This is a genomic window from Pseudoclavibacter sp. VKM Ac-2867 (genome assembly GCF_015351275.1).
Lineage (GTDB): Bacteria > Actinomycetota > Actinomycetes > Actinomycetales > Microbacteriaceae > Pseudoclavibacter.
In genome coordinates this window covers 1-13,466 of record NZ_JADKSL010000006.1, presented here as the reverse complement: position 1 = coordinate 13,466, position 13,466 = coordinate 1, and the positions used below count along the sequence as shown (strand labels likewise).

The 13,466-nt window shown below is 71.4% G+C and carries 14 protein-coding genes; 7 read left to right on the top strand and 7 right to left on the bottom strand.

Annotation, left to right across the window (positions count from 1 at the left end; translation table 11 throughout):
• Positions 1-22 precede the first annotated feature (22 nt).
• On the bottom strand, positions 23-691 hold the full coding sequence (locus ITJ67_RS07435; protein ID WP_236558243.1) for a GntR family transcriptional regulator: 669 nt from the start codon (positions 689-691) through the stop codon (positions 23-25).
• A gap of 172 nt (positions 692-863) precedes the next feature.
• Here ITJ67_RS07435 and ITJ67_RS07430 point away from each other — a divergent pair, with 172 nt between their 5' ends.
• From ITJ67_RS07430 to ITJ67_RS07410, 5 genes are read left to right on the top strand one after another with little or no spacing between them, the layout of a single operon-like run.
• Positions 864-2,156 carry an NRAMP family divalent metal transporter gene (locus ITJ67_RS07430; RefSeq protein WP_194677207.1) on the top strand — a complete coding sequence of 431 codons (1,293 nt, stop codon included), beginning with the start codon at positions 864-866 and terminating at the stop codon, positions 2,154-2,156.
• A 28-nt stretch (positions 2,157-2,184) separates the two neighbouring features.
• A complete protein-coding gene (locus tag ITJ67_RS07425; protein WP_194677206.1) occupies positions 2,185-2,979 on the top strand; it encodes a LamB/YcsF family protein in 795 nt (264 codons plus the stop codon).
• 4 nt (positions 2,980-2,983) lie between these two features.
• Positions 2,984-4,627, top strand: a complete 1,644-nt coding sequence (locus tag ITJ67_RS07420) for a 5-oxoprolinase/urea amidolyase family protein (RefSeq protein WP_194677205.1) — start codon at positions 2,984-2,986, stop codon at positions 4,625-4,627.
• Entirely contained in the window at positions 4,624-6,402 is a 1,779-nt protein-coding gene (locus ITJ67_RS07415; RefSeq protein ID WP_228502427.1) for an acetyl/propionyl/methylcrotonyl-CoA carboxylase subunit alpha, read from the top strand. Before ITJ67_RS07420 ends, ITJ67_RS07415 begins: the two co-directional genes overlap by 4 nt.
• Before the next feature lie 52 nt (positions 6,403-6,454).
• Positions 6,455-6,835: a VOC family protein gene (locus ITJ67_RS07410; protein WP_104241028.1), complete on the top strand. Its 381-nt coding sequence runs from the start codon at positions 6,455-6,457 to the stop codon at positions 6,833-6,835.
• On the opposite strand, the gene ITJ67_RS07405 is transcribed toward ITJ67_RS07410, so the two are convergent.
• The 3 genes from ITJ67_RS07405 to ITJ67_RS07395 form a co-directional block, all read right to left on the bottom strand.
• The gene (locus ITJ67_RS07405; RefSeq protein ID WP_194677204.1) at positions 6,832-7,836 is read right to left on the bottom strand and encodes a Gfo/Idh/MocA family protein; all 1,005 of its coding nucleotides are present in this window, start codon (positions 7,834-7,836) and stop codon (positions 6,832-6,834) included. The two genes, ITJ67_RS07410 and ITJ67_RS07405, sit on opposite strands and share 4 nt — an antisense overlap.
• 130 nt (positions 7,837-7,966) lie before the next feature.
• Positions 7,967-8,638: a response regulator transcription factor gene (locus tag ITJ67_RS07400; protein ID WP_323741413.1), complete on the bottom strand. Its 672-nt coding sequence runs from the start codon at positions 8,636-8,638 to the stop codon at positions 7,967-7,969.
• Positions 8,635-9,846: a sensor histidine kinase gene (locus tag ITJ67_RS07395; RefSeq protein ID WP_194677203.1), complete on the bottom strand. Its 1,212-nt coding sequence runs from the start codon at positions 9,844-9,846 to the stop codon at positions 8,635-8,637. Before ITJ67_RS07395 ends, ITJ67_RS07400 begins: the two co-directional genes overlap by 4 nt.
• Before the next feature lie 117 nt (positions 9,847-9,963).
• Between ITJ67_RS07395 and ITJ67_RS07390 the strand changes: the two genes are divergently transcribed.
• Positions 9,964-10,758: a GAP family protein gene (locus ITJ67_RS07390; protein WP_194677202.1), complete on the top strand. Its 795-nt coding sequence runs from the start codon at positions 9,964-9,966 to the stop codon at positions 10,756-10,758.
• A gap of 47 nt (positions 10,759-10,805) precedes the next feature.
• On the opposite strand, the gene ITJ67_RS07385 is transcribed toward ITJ67_RS07390, so the two are convergent.
• Genes ITJ67_RS07385 through ITJ67_RS07375 form a run of 3 tightly spaced genes read right to left on the bottom strand, consistent with a single transcriptional unit; the run spans position 10,806 to position 12,244 of the window.
• A complete protein-coding gene (locus ITJ67_RS07385) occupies positions 10,806-11,246 on the bottom strand; it encodes a thioredoxin family protein (protein WP_146080186.1) in 441 nt (146 codons plus the stop codon).
• A gap of 54 nt (positions 11,247-11,300) precedes the next feature.
• Complete coding sequence (locus ITJ67_RS07380; RefSeq protein ID WP_194677201.1) at positions 11,301-11,741, bottom strand: thioredoxin family protein; 441 nt, start codon at positions 11,739-11,741, stop codon at positions 11,301-11,303.
• Positions 11,742-11,752: 11 nt separating this feature from the next.
• Positions 11,753-12,244, bottom strand: coding sequence for a DUF4395 domain-containing protein (locus tag ITJ67_RS07375; RefSeq protein ID WP_194677200.1), 492 nt, complete (start codon positions 12,242-12,244; stop codon positions 11,753-11,755).
• Positions 12,245-12,413: 169 nt separating this feature from the next.
• Here ITJ67_RS07375 and ITJ67_RS07370 point away from each other — a divergent pair, with 169 nt between their 5' ends.
• Positions 12,414-13,343, top strand: coding sequence for an aldo/keto reductase (locus ITJ67_RS07370; RefSeq protein WP_194677199.1), 930 nt, complete (start codon positions 12,414-12,416; stop codon positions 13,341-13,343).
• Positions 13,344-13,466: the final 123 nt, after the last annotated feature.

Here is a 13,466-nt window from a genome sequence, read left to right as displayed (position 1 = left end):
GTCTTCGGTTCAGGTCGTCGGGTCAGAGCGTCGGTGCTGGGGCGATGCGCGCGTAGGCGGCGAGCACGGTGCGCTCGGAGCGCACGAGGTACTCGTCGAGGGCCTCCGCCGCCCCGGCCGTATCGCCGGCGAGGTGGAGCTCCAGCACGCGCTGGTTGAGCTCGATGTAGGGCGCGTGCAGATACTCGAGGTCCTCGAGGAAGCCGAATGCGAGCCGGAGCTCCGCTGAGACGTTCGCGTAGACGCGGTCGAGGCGCTCGCTGTCAGCGAGCGCGACGATCGCCGTGTGGAATGCCATGTTGGCGGTTCCGACCGCCGCCCAGTCGCCGGCCTCTCGCCCTCGGATGGCGTGCTCGACGGCCTCGCGCATCCGCGCCCCGGCCGGGTGCCGCCCCGGGGCGGCGCGCAGGGCCTGCACCTCGATCATGCGTCGAACGCGGTAGATGTCGAGGATCGAGGCCAGTGAGGGGATGGCCACGAAGACGCCCGCGTTGGGGCGCCGGGTGAGCAGTCGCTCCGCCGTGAGCATGCGGAATGCCTCGCGGAGGGTGTTGCGCGAGACGTCGAGTCGCTCGGTCATGGCGCTCTCCGAGAGGCGCTGCCCTGGCACGATCTCGCCGGTGACGATCATCTGGCGGAGGCTCGAGGCCGCTCGTTCCGCCCTGTCGAGGGTCTCGTCGGCTGCGTTCACGCTTCGCACTCTACCGGCGGCGCTTCGCGGTGACCCGTTGGACGAAATCTGCCCGATACATCTTGTAACAAGACATTTACGCGTCTATCGTTGAACAATCTGTTGCTCAGCGTTGAACAACCGTAGGGTTGCCGCAATCACTCGCTGCTCCCCTACCGAACTGGAACGAGTCATGACCTCCACACCTCCTCCCGCTTCCCCGGCGTCCCCAGCGTCCGGCTCTTCTGCCGCCGACGAGGCGAGCACCCCGGAGAAGCTCAAGCAGTACGCCAAAGCTCGCCGCACCTCGCTGGTCGGCGCGCTCTTCCTCATGGCCACCTCGGCCATCGGCCCCGGCTTCATCACCCAGACGGCGACCTTCACCCAGCAGCTCGGCGCCGCGTTCGCCTTCGGCATCCTCATCTCGGTGCTCATCGACCTCGCCGTGCAGCTCAACATCTGGCGCATGATCACGCTCTCCGGGAAGCGCGCGAGCGCCCTCGCCAACGACGCCCTCCCCGGCAGCGGCTACGTGCTCGCCGTGCTCATCGTCATCGGCGGCCTCGTCTTCAACATCGGCAACATCGGCGGCGCCGGGCTCGGCCTGAACGTGCTGCTCGGCCTCGACGTCAAGGTCGGCGCCGTCATCAGCGCCGCCATCGCGATCGCCATCTTCCTCATCAAGCGCGCCGGCATCGTCATGGACCGGGTCGTCATCGTGGCCGGTATCGCCATGATCATCCTCACGGTCATCGTCGCCATCGTCGCGCAGCCGCCCATCGGCGACGCACTCCGCCAGACCGTCCTCCCCGACACCATCAACTTCGCGACCATCACGACGATCGTCGGCGGCACCGTCGGCGGGTACATCGTCTACTCGGGGGCGCACAAGCTGCTCGACTCCGGCAACGCCGGACCGGAGCACATCAAGGAAGTCAACCGCGCGGCTGTGACCGGCATCGTCATCACGGGCATCATGCGCTACGTGCTGTTCCTCGCCATCCTCGGCGTCGTCGCGAGCGGCGTCGTGCTCGACACGACCCTCAACCCGGCAGCAGACGCCTTCCAGGCAGCCGCCGGCGAGGCTGGCTTCCGCATCTTCGGCGCCATCTTCTGGCTCGCCGCCCTCACGAGCATCATCGGCGCCGCGTACACCTCGGTGTCGTTCCTGCCGGTCCTCTCGAAGCGCATCGCCGGCCGCGCCGCTGACTTCTGGACCGTGGGCTTCATCCTGTTCTCGCTGGCCATCTACCTGTCGATCGGCACTCCGCCCGCAACGCTCCTCGTGTTCGTCGGTGGCTTCAACGGCCTCATCCTGCCGATCGGCCTCACCCTGTTCATGTACATCGGCTGGTTCCGCCCGTCGAAGCTGGGCGGCGCGAAGTACCCGAAGTGGCTGCTCATCATCGGCACGCTCGCGACGCTCATCACCTGGTACATGGCCGTCAACGCGGTCGGACCGATCTTCGACCTCCTCAACACCTGATCCGTATCCCGAGCGAAAGGCTGACCACATGAACACACGCTCCATCGACCTCAACAGCGACCTCGGCGAGGGCTTCGGCCGCTGGACCCTGGGAAACGACCAGGAGATGCTCGGCATCGTCACGAGCGCGAACGTCGCCTGCGGGTTCCACGCCGGCGACCCGCGCGCCATCCGCGCCACCGTCAAGGGGGCGGCGGATGCGGGGGTCGCGATCGGCGCGCACGTCGGCTACCGCGACCTGGCCGGCTTCGGGCGTCGCAACATCGACGTCGCCTCCGACGACCTCGTGGCCGATGTGGTCTACCAGATCGGCGCCCTGCAGGCACTCGCCGCCGCCGAGGGGACCAGTGTGAGCTACGTCAAGCCGCACGGGGCCCTCTACAACACGATCGTGCACGACGAGCGGCAGGCGGCGGACGTCGTCGAGGCCGTTCGCCTCGTCGACCCGAGCCTCGTGCTCCTCGGCATGCCGGGCTCGGCCGTGCTCCGCCTCGCCACCGAGGCGGGCATCCCCACCGCGATCGAGGCCTTCGCCGACCGCGCGTACACGCCGCAGGGCACGCTCGTCTCCCGTCGGGAGCCCGGCGCCGTGCTGCACGACGTCGACAAGGTCGCGAAGCGTATGGTGCGCCTCGCGACCGAGGGCCTGCTGGAAGCGATCGACGGCAGCACTCTCGAGCTGCGGGCCGACTCGATCTGCGTGCACGGCGACAGTCCAGGGGCAACCGACATGGCGAAGCAGGTGCGGCTCGCGCTCACGGAGGCCGGCGTGGAGCTGCGCCCGTTCGCAGCCGCCCCGGCAGCCGCCGGAAAGCTGGCCTGACCCCATGAGAGTCCTCACCGCCCGCGACGATGCGGTCCTCATCGAGTGCAACAGCCTCGACGAGACGATCGCGCTCTTCGACGCCCTGACCGCACTGCGCATCCCCGGTGTCGGCGAGATGGTGCCGGGTGCGCGCACCCTGCTCGTCCCGTTCCGGCCAGCCCGGGTCACCGCCGAGGAGATCGAGGCCGCCGCCGCGGCAGCCGACCTCAGCGGCGTGCGCACGGGACAGCCGAGGCGTCTCGAGATCCCGACGCGGTACGACGGTGAGGACCTCGCGGAGGTCGCCGAGCTCCTCGGCCTCTCCACTGACGAAGTCGTGCGCCGCCACACGAGCTCGACCTTCACGGTCGGGTTCGTGGGCTTCGCTCCCGGCTTCGCGTACCTGACAGGCGACGACCCCGTGCTCGACGTGCCACGCCGGGCGACGCCCCGCACCCGCATCCCCGCGGGCTCCGTCGCGCTGGCAGGCACATACAGCGGCGTCTACCCGCGCGAGAGCCCCGGCGGGTGGCAGCTCATCGGCACCACCGAGGTGCCCATGTGGGACCTCGACCGCGACCCGGCCGCGTTCATGGCGCCAGGTGATCTCGTCACGTTCAGCGTCGCCACCACGAGGGCCCGCGCGAGCGTGAGCGAGGACCGAGCACACAGTGCCCGAGGGGCCACACCAGCGGGTGCGGTCGACACGAGCGACAGCCCCTCCGCCCTCGAAGTGCTGTCCCCCGGCCTGCAGACCCTGTTCCAGGACCTCGGACGCGACGGCTACGCCAGCATGGGCGTCTCCGCCTCCGGGGCACTGGATGCGCCAGCCCACCGCCAGGCGAACCGCCTCGTCGGCAGCGCTGCGGAGGCCCCCACCCTAGAGGTCGCCTACGGCGGCCTCCTGGTGCGGGCGCACGGCCCGCAGGTCGTGGCGGTGACGGGCGCCGAGGTGCCCCTGACCGTGTCCGGCACCCTTCCCCGCACCGCCCCATTCGGAGCGGCGTTCGCGCTGGACGACGGCGACGAACTGCAGCTCGGCTCCCCCGCCGCCGGAGTGCGCAGCTACCTCGCGGTGCGCGGCGGGTTCGGCGCGCCCCCGGTGCTCGAGAGCCTTGCGACCGACCTCCTTGCGGGGCTCGGCCCCGACGCGCTGAAAGCCGGCGACCTGCTCAGCGTCCTCGCGCCCCACGCCACCCTCCTCGCTGCCAGCCCCGTCGCGGACGCCCCGCCGCGCGAGCTTCCCCGAGCCGGCGGCGAGACCGTCGAGCTGCGCATCGTGCTCGGCCCCCGCGACGACTGGTTCTCGGCCGAGGAGATCGAGCGCTTCACCGGCCAGGACTGGCAGGTGACGCCGCAATCGAACCGGGTCGGCGTGCGACTCGACGGCGACGCCCTCACCCGAGTGAAGAGCGGCGAGCTGCCCAGCGAGGGCTGCGTCAGCGGCGCGATCCAGATGCCCCCGAACGGGCAGCCGGTGCTCTTCCTCGCCGACCACCCCCTCACCGGCGGCTACCCCGTGCTCGGCGCCGTCATCACCGACGACCTCCCCCTCGCGGGCCAGCTGCCGGTCGGCGCGACGGTGCGATTCCGCATCGTCGAACCGCGCGGCCACCAGCCACGCACCCAGACCCCACGCACCCAGACCCCAGGAGAACTCCGATGACCCGCATCACCAAGGTCCTCATCGCGAACCGCGGCGAGATCGCCGTGCGCGTCGCCCGCGCCTGCGCCGACTACGGGGTCGCCTCCGTTGCCGTGTACGCCGACGGCGACGCCGATGCGCTTCACGTGCGCCTCGCCGACGAGGCCGTGCCACTCGAGGGCGCGACCTCGCGGGACACGTACCTCGATGCCGAGAAGCTGCTTGCTGCTGCGACATCCACGGGCGCCGACGCCGTGCACCCGGGCTACGGCTTCCTCTCCGAGAACGCCGAGTTCGCGCGCGCCGTCGAGGGGGCGGGGCTCGTCTGGATCGGCCCGTCTCCCGAGGCGATCGAGCTGCTCGGCGACAAGATCTCGGCCCGCCGCCTCGCCGAGCAGGTCGGCGCGCCGCTCGTCGCCGGAACCAGCGGCCCCGTCGGCTCCCCCGCAGAGGCGAGCGCCTTCGCGGAGGAGCACGGCCTCCCCATCGCGATCAAGGCCGCGTTCGGCGGTGGTGGGCGCGGCCTGCGCGTCGCGCGCCGCCTCGACGAGGTCGAGGAGCTCTTCGCCGCCGCCGGGCGAGAAGCCGTCGCCGCCTTCGGCAGGGGCGAGTGCTTCGTCGAGCAGTTCCTGGAGTCGCCGCGCCACATCGAGGCGCAGGTGCTCGCCGACGAGCACGGCAACGTCGTCGTCGTCGGCACCCGCGACTGCTCGCTGCAGCGCCGCAACCAGAAGCTCGTCGAGGAGGCACCTGCCCCCTTCCTGACCGCGGAGCAGCGAGAGCGCATCCACACCTCGGCCCGCGACATCTGCGCGGCCGCCGGCTACCGCAGCGCTGGCACCGTCGAGTTCCTCCTCGACGCGAACGGCGTCATCTCGTTCCTCGAGGTCAACACGCGCCTGCAGGTCGAGCATCCCGTCACCGAGGAGACTGCGGGCGTCGACCTCGTCGTCGAGCAGCTCCGCATCGCCGACGGGCTCGCGCTCGAGGCGGCCGAGTTCACGCCCCGCGCGCACTCGTTCGAGTTCCGCATCAACGCCGAGGATCCGGCGCGTGGCTTCCTCCCGGGGCCGGGCACCATCTCGCTGTTCCGAGCACCGTCCGGACCGGGCGTCCGCGTCGACTCGGGCGTCGAGACCGGCTCCGTGGTCTCCGGCCAGTTCGACTCAATGCTCGCGAAGCTCATCGTCACCGGCGCGACCCGCGAGGAGGCGCTCCGCCGCGCGCGCCGCGCCCTCGCCGAGTTCGAGGTCGAAGGCGTGCCGACGGTGCTGCCCTTCCACCGCGCGGTGCTCGACGACCCGGACTTCATCGGCGGCAAGAGCGCCGAGGGCGTCCCCGGCTTCGGCGTGCACACGCAGTGGATCGAGACGACCTTCGCCGAGCGGGTTCCCGAGCAGGTGCTCGCCGTCGAGCCGAGCGACCCCTCCGTGGTCTCGACGTGGGTCGAGCTCGACGGCCGCCGCGTCGCCCTCCGGCTCCCTGCGACGCTCTTCGCGGCCGGAGGCTCGGCTCCCGCGGCGTCGCCTGCCGGTGCGGCAGGTTCTGCAGGGGCAGCGGATGCTGGCAGCGAGTCCGGCTCGTCGGTCACGGCCCCCATGGCGGGCACGCTCCTGCGCTGGCTCGTGGAGGACGGCGCCGAAGTCGAGGCGGGGACCGCCGTCGCGGTCGTCGAGGCCATGAAGATGGAGACGCCCGTTCAGGTCACGGCCGCTGGCGTCCTCCGCCAGCGCGCCGAGGCTGGGAGCCCCATCGCAGCTGGCGAGGTGCTCGCGGAGCTCGCCGCGTCGAGCTGATCTCCTGCCAGGCGACGGTGAAATGTCGGTGGCTGCGGGCAGACTGGTTCGCATGACGGAACCAGCCGCCCGCGCCCACCATTCCATCGACTACCTCGAGTTCGGAGTCACCGACCTCGCCGTGGCCAAGCAGTTCTACGGCGATGCCTTCGGGTGGAGCTTCAACGACTACGGCCCCGGCCCCAACTACGTCGGCATCCGCCGGCCCGGCGGTGACGCCACCGACGAGGTGGGCGGCTTCCGACTCGACCCCCAGGTCACTCCAGGCGGGGCGCTTGTGCTGCTCTACTCCGACGACCTCGAGGCGAGCGTCGCGCAGGTGCGCGCGGCCGGCGGCGAGGTCGTGAGCGGGCCGTACGAGTTCCCCGGTGGCCGCCGCTTCCACTTCACCGACCCGGCGGGCAACGAGCTCGGGGTCTGGTCGAGCTCCTAGCGCGAGACCGAGCTGGAACGAGCGCCCGCGATGCGCGCCCGCACCTCGTCGAGCGTTCGCATGATGGCGATCGACTCGTCGAGCGGCATGCGCGGGCTCTCGAGCTCGCCGGCGCTGAGGCACCGTTCGACCTCGAGCGCCTGGAACTGCATGCCGCGACCCACGTGCTGCGGCTTGTCGAAGCGGAGGAGCCCGCGCTGCCCTCGGCCCCCGTCGTAGACCGTGAACGAGGTCGACGCGTAGAAGACCGAGTCGATGTCGATCCAGCCATCCGAGCCGACGATGGCCGCGCGGTTCGAGCCGGGCGCATCCATGCGCGTGAGGGTCGCCGAGGTGCGGCCGGCACCATGCCGCAGGAGCACGGAGGCGGAGAGATCGACCCCGAGCTCCGAGGCCTCGCCGTCGACGAGCATCGAGGTGGGCTCGCCGAGATACCTCGAGGCGAAGGAGACGCCGTAGACGCCGAGGTCCGCCATGACGCCACCGCCGAGCTCGGGGTTCCCGTGGCGGCTCGTCGGGGCCACGTCGAGGTTCTGGAAATGCGAGCTGGAGACGCTCACGAGCTCGCCGATCGAACCGCGCTCGAGGACGTCGCCGATCGCGTCGGCCGTCGGCAGGAAGCGCGTCCACATGGCCTCCATCGCGAACACGCCCTTGGCGCGGGCCGCCGCGACAACCCGCTCGGCTTCGGGGGCGTCGTTGGTGAACGACTTCTCCACGAGCACCGGCTTCCCGCCGTCGATCGCGAGCAGCGCCTGCTCGGCGTGGAACGCCTGCGGCGTCGCGATGTAGATGACGTCGACGCCGGGGTCGGCGACCAGCGCCTCATAGCTGCCGTAGGAGGTCGGAATCGACAGCTCAGCGGCGAACTCGGCCGCGCGCCGCGCCTCCCGAGACGCGACCGCCGCCACCTCCAGGCCCTGCGCCACGAGGTCGCCCACGAAGGTCCTCGCGATGTTGCCCGCCCCGAGAATTCCCCACCGCACCCGTTCAGTCGTCACGGAAAAACCCTAGTCGGGCGCCGCGCGCACCGCGAGAGCTCCGCGCGTCGAGCACGAGGCCTTCTCGCAGAGCAAGACGGAGCAGACCTTCGACGTCGCCAGGACCCCGTCTCGCGGATGCGGGCGCGCGTCAGTCGCTGAGGCCAGCCCGACGCGCGAGCACGGCGGCCTCCATCCTGGACACGACGCCGAGCTTCGCGAGCACCCGCGACACGTGGGTCTTCGCCGTGGAGGCGCTGATGTGCATCCGCTGGCCGATGCCGGAGTTCGACAGCCCCTCGCCCAGCGCGGAGAGCACCTCCCGCTCTCGCGCCGTGAGCTCGGCGAGTCCGGGCAGCTCCGGAGTCGGCGTCGGAGCGCCGTCAGCCGTCTGCGCGAAGCGATCGAGGAGACGCCGTGTCACCTCCGGAGACAGGGCTCCCTCGCCCCGAGCCACCGCCTCGACTGCGGCCTGGAGGGCCGGCCCCGACGTCGTCTTCAGCAGGAACCCGGCAGCGCCGGCCCGGACGGCGCCGAACACGTACTCGTCGAGGTCGAAGGTGGTGAGCACCAGCACCTGCGCGAGCGAGTCGGCGACGATGGCTCGCGTCGCCTCGATGCCGTCGGTCCCCGGCATGCGGACGTCCATGAGCACGACGTCGGGTCGCAGGGCCCGCGCGTTCCTGATCGCCGCGGCCCCGTCGCCGGCCTCGCCCACGACCTCGATGCCGTGGGCCTCGAGCAGCAGCCGCAGCCCGGCCCGGATCGCGGCGTGGTCGTCGGCGACGAGCACACGAATGGGTCCGTCGATCTCCTCGGTCACGATGTGCTCCCCTCAGGTCGTTCAGTGGTCTGCGCCCTCGCGCCCGCGGTGCGCGGCACGGTCGCTGCGACTCGCCACCCAGCACCGTCTGGCGTCGGCCCAGCCTCGAGGTGGCCGCCGAGGCGCTCCGCCCGCTCGCGGATGAGACCGAGCCCGTTGCCCGTGCCCGGCACTGCCTCCATCCGGGTGCCGCCCGTCGAGGTCACGACGACGGAGAGCCAGTCAGCCCGCTCCTCGAAGCGCACCTCGACGACGGCGCCCGGCGAGTGCCGCCCGGCGTTCGAGACGGCCTCGACCACCACACGGGCGAGGGCCTGCTCCGTGGCGGCGGATGTGCTCGGCACCTCCCCGACGATGCTCGCCTCGACCGAGTCCGCCGAGGCCACGAGCTCCGCGACCTGAGCCAGCCTCGGCGGCGCCGCGACCTCCCCGTCGCCGGCGCCGCTTCGGAGGATGAGGATCATCGACCGCATCTCGTCGAGCCCGTCGAGGGCCGAGTCGCGGATCGCCTGCAGCGCCCCCGCCTCCCGGCCTCGCACGCCGGACCCCGCGAGAGCCGCCTCCGAGGTGATGGCGATCGCCGAGAGGTTGGCCGCCACCACGTCATGGAGGTCGCGGGCCATGCGCTCGCGTTCGTCGCGCACCGCCTCCTCCCGCTCCAGCACGAGCAGACGCTCGGCGTCGTCGGCGCGAGCTTCCTGCACCCGCGCGAGCTCCGCGCTCTGACGCACCGAGCTCGCCCACCAGAGCGGCGTGCCGAAGATCGCGAGGGCCTGCAGCCCGAAGAACACGCCCTGCCGCAGCGCCTCGCCGAGCAGCACGGGCACGGCGAAAGCCGCCACCACGGCCACCGCGACGAGCACCTGCACCGCTCGGAGCGCCGCCGGCGGGCTGTACCGGCCGACGATATAGAGGGCATCCAGCACCAGGACGGCCCCGCCGATCACGCCCACGAGCACGAAAGCGGACACCGACACGGTCACGCAGACGAGCAGCACGAGCACGGGGAACCGCCGCTTCTGGGTGAGCGCCAGCCCACCGAGCGCAACCGCACCGAGGCTCAGCGCGATGTGCTGAGGCGAGTCGAAGAGCGCCAGCAGGACGGCAGCCGCGATCGCGAAGAGCGTGGTCGTCGCATCCTCGTCGGGCCGCCAACCGGCGCGGAGGTGCCGGGTTCCCGGCGCGACGGCGCTCTGCGGTTCGGTCATGGCACCATCCCAGCACACGGACGCCCACGCGCGGTCACCCGAACGATGTACGCGAGCACCGCGGCTGGCATCCTTCAGCGGATGCGGCCGGGAGCCCGTGCACAGGAGGGTTGCGGCATGTCCACTGAACTCCTGCTCTCGCTCCTCGGTCTCGCGCTCGTCGACAGCCTGAGCGCGGGCACGCTCCTCATCCCGATCTTCTTCCTGCTCGCGCCCGGCCGCATCCGCTTCGGGCGCATCCTCACCTACCTGGGGACGATCGCCGGCTTCTACTTCCTCGTCGGGCTCGCCCTGACGGCCGGGGCGTCCGCCTTCCTGGAGAACGCGGCCGCGGTGCTCGAGACCCCGACGGCCTACGCCATTCAGCTGGTGGTCGGCGGCGGACTGCTCGTTGTGGGCATCTGCATGCCGACCAAGAAGCGGGGCCGGGTCGCGGCCGGGGCCGCACAGGACGGGAGCGCGCTGCCGGGAGGCGCGCAGCCGGAACACCCCGGGGAGTCGGCGAAGCCCGCCAAGGGCAGGCTCGCCCGCTGGCGCGACCGCGCACTCGGAGACGGCCCACCCGTGACCGTCATCGCGCTCGCGCTGGCGGCGGGGCTCATCGAGCTCGCGACGATGATCCCGTACCTGGCGGCGGTCGGCCTCCTCACAGGCTCCGGGCTCGGTATCGCCGGGTCGACTCCGCTCCTCGCCGCCTACTGCGTGGTCATGGTCGCGCCGGCACTGCTGCTGCTCCTCGGCCGCGTCGCCGCTCGACGCGCGGTCGAGCCCCGCCTTCGCCGGCTCGCCGACTGGCTGAGCCGAAACGCCGCGGAGAACACGGCCTGGATCATCGCCCTCGTCGGCTTCTTCCTGCTCCGAGACGCGCTCGCGCACTCGGCGAGCTTCGACTTCTGGCCCTTCAACACTTGACGGTGACAGCCTGGGCGCCGGCCCGCGTCGACACCCCCGACGCGCCTTCAGCGCACGCTGAGCTCGATGAGCTGCGCCTCCACCGACTCACGCAGCGGGGACCCGTCGAAGCGACCGGCGCGGTTCCCGTCGGCGTCGAGGAGCAGCACCGTCGGGGTCACGACGATGTCGTAGGGCAGCACGAGTTCGGGGCGGATGCTCGTGTCGACTTCCGCGAGCACAACCCCCGCCGAGGTGGCTGCAACGTCCTGCAGCATCCATCTCGTGGCGGCGCACTCCGCGCTGTCGGGGGCGGTGAAGAGCACGATCGTCGCGCGGCGGCCGGGCAGCACATCCTCGGGCAGGAGCTCGAGGTCGATCTCGGACTGCTCGGGCTCGGGCTCGCCTTCGCCGTCGAAGCGGCTCACCCCTCGTCGCGCGACCCACCCGACGACGGCGACGATGAGCACAAGCGCCATGATCACGAGCAACACCACTGATCCGTCCACGCGCTCAGCCTCCCACACTCGGGGGTTCGGAGGTCAGATCCGCGGGCGTTCGCGTCACGAGCTGAGCTGCAGGAGCTGCGCCTCGAGCTCAGCTCGTCTCGGAGGCCCGCCGATGCGCGCGACCCGCTTGCCGTCGGCGTCGAGCACCAGCACGGTCGGCGTCTGCCGTACGTCGTAGCTCCTGGCCAGATCCTGACGGTCGGTGAGGTCGACCTCGGCCACGACGACGCCGGGGGCCGTCGCGGCGAGCTGGTCGAGCATCCGCTTCGTGGCGGGGCACCTCGCGCAGAACTCCGTGGATAAGAGGATGACCGTGGCGCTGTCCCCCGGCTCGACGCCGGCCCCGAGGAGGTGCAGGTCCGCGGCCCCCGCGGCTGCACCGCCTGGGGCACGCGAGGTCTTCAGGCGACCGTTCGTCCGCTGCAGGACGACGCCGATGACGCTGGCGACGACGACGAGTCCGACGAGCACCATGACGGCGAGCGAGGCATCCACGGGCGCCTCCCTCAGGCCTGCACGCCGCGCGGGCGGACGACGCCGACCCGAAGAAGCAGGACGTACAGCTGGCAGCCGAGGCAGTAGCCGAAGGCGGCGTTCAGGAAGGCCGCGATGAACGCCGCGCCCGCGGCCACCGGCACGGCGAGCGGAACACCGAGCACGTGCAGCACGACGCCGACGAGGGTCACCGCGAACCCCACTCCCTGCGCGAACGTCGGCGGCGCCGCCTCCTCCGTCTCGGCGGGTGGCGCGAGCCGCGGTCGGATCACCGCGGCGAAGAGACGCCCGTAGGGGTGCCGCTGGATGCCCGCGAACGCGCCCCACGCGAAGAGCGCCGTCAGGGCGGTGAGCAGGAGGAAACCGGGCTGCACGAGCCTGCCCGCCACCGTCTCCGCCGCCGGGGCGACGAGGCCGAGGAAGACGGTGACGAGGAGCAGGACAGCCGTGATCGCTGCCCCGAACCGCGGCCCGCGTGGGTCGATGCGAGTCTGTGCCGACATGATGCTCCCTCTTCCAGGGGTGACCTCGGCGACGGCTTCGAACGAAGCCAGCCCCGGGGCGGCAGCGGATGCTGTGCCGAAAGGGTAGGCGCGCGCGGCTCCGAGGGGAACGACTGTGACGCTCCGCGACGACCAGGTTCGGCGGGAGGCGACTTGAGATGATGCCCGCATGAAGACCTTCACTCTCCCCCAGACCGACGTGCGTGCCTCGAGCATCGTCCTCGGTCTCATGCGCATCATGGACCTCGACAACGAGCAGCTGCGCACCCTCGTGGGCACGGCCCTCGACGCGGGCGTCAACGTCCTCGACCACGCCGACATCTACGGCGGCGAGCGCCACGCCTGCGAGCGTCGCTTCGGCCAGGCCATCCGCCTGTCCCCCGCCGAGCGCGAGAAGGTGCTCATCCAGTCGAAGGTGGGCATCCGCGAGGGCTACTTCGACTTCTCCGCCGAGCACATCCTGCGCACGGTCGACGAGTCGCTCGAGGCCCTCGGCACCGAGTACCTCGACGTGCTCCTGCTGCACCGCCCCGACACCCTCGTCGAGCCCGAGGAGGTGGCGACGGCGTTCAACGAGCTCCACAACCGCGGCAAGGTCCGCCACTTCGGCGTCTCCAACCACACGCCCGGTCAGGTCGAGCTGCTGAAGTCGGTGGTCGCGCAGCCCCTCATCATCAACCAGGTGCAGCTCAGCATCACCCACGCTCCGATCATCGCGTCGGGGATCGCCGCCAACATGGTCGGCCTCGACCAGTCCATCGACCGTGACAACGGCATGCTCGACTACGCGCGCCTCAACGGCATCACCCTCCAGGCGTGGTCGCCGTTCCAGAAGGGGTTCTTCGACGGCGTCTTCCTCGGCGACCGCGAGCACTTCGCCGAGCTCAACGACGTGCTCGAGGCGCTCGCCGACAAGTACGGCGTCACGCCGATGGGCATCGCAACGGCCTGGATCACACGTCACCCCGCGAACATCCAGGTGGTTCTCGGCACGACGACCCCATCGCGCGTCGCCGAGTCGGCCGCGGGCTCGGATGTGCATCTGACGCGCGAGGAGTACTACCTCATCTTCACGGCGGCCGGTCACACACTGCCGTAGCGTCCGCGCGCTCCGGAGCCTGCCCGCGCGCCTGCCCGCGCGCCTGCCCGAGCCTGCCCGAGCCTGCCCGAGCCTGCCCGAGCGCAGAGTTGTGGCCCGGTGCTGCTCCCGTGATCGGGAGCA

Coding starts and splice junctions, on each gene's coding strand:
- ITJ67_RS07430 (WP_194677207.1), top strand. CDS start 864: ATGACCTCCACACCTCCTCCCGCTTCCCCGGCGTCCCCAGCGTCCGGC.
- ITJ67_RS07425 (WP_194677206.1), top strand. CDS start 2,185: ATGAACACACGCTCCATCGACCTCAACAGCGACCTCGGCGAGGGCTTC.
- ITJ67_RS07420 (WP_194677205.1), top strand. CDS start 2,984: ATGAGAGTCCTCACCGCCCGCGACGATGCGGTCCTCATCGAGTGCAAC.
- ITJ67_RS07415 (WP_228502427.1), top strand. CDS start 4,624: ATGACCCGCATCACCAAGGTCCTCATCGCGAACCGCGGCGAGATCGCC.
- ITJ67_RS07410 (WP_104241028.1), top strand. CDS start 6,455: ATGACGGAACCAGCCGCCCGCGCCCACCATTCCATCGACTACCTCGAG.
- ITJ67_RS07395 (WP_194677203.1), bottom strand. CDS start 9,846: ATGACCGAACCGCAGAGCGCCGTCGCGCCGGGAACCCGGCACCTCCGC.
- ITJ67_RS07390 (WP_194677202.1), top strand. CDS start 9,964: ATGTCCACTGAACTCCTGCTCTCGCTCCTCGGTCTCGCGCTCGTCGAC.
- ITJ67_RS07375 (WP_194677200.1), bottom strand. CDS start 12,244: ATGTCGGCACAGACTCGCATCGACCCACGCGGGCCGCGGTTCGGGGCA.
- ITJ67_RS07370 (WP_194677199.1), top strand. CDS start 12,414: ATGAAGACCTTCACTCTCCCCCAGACCGACGTGCGTGCCTCGAGCATC.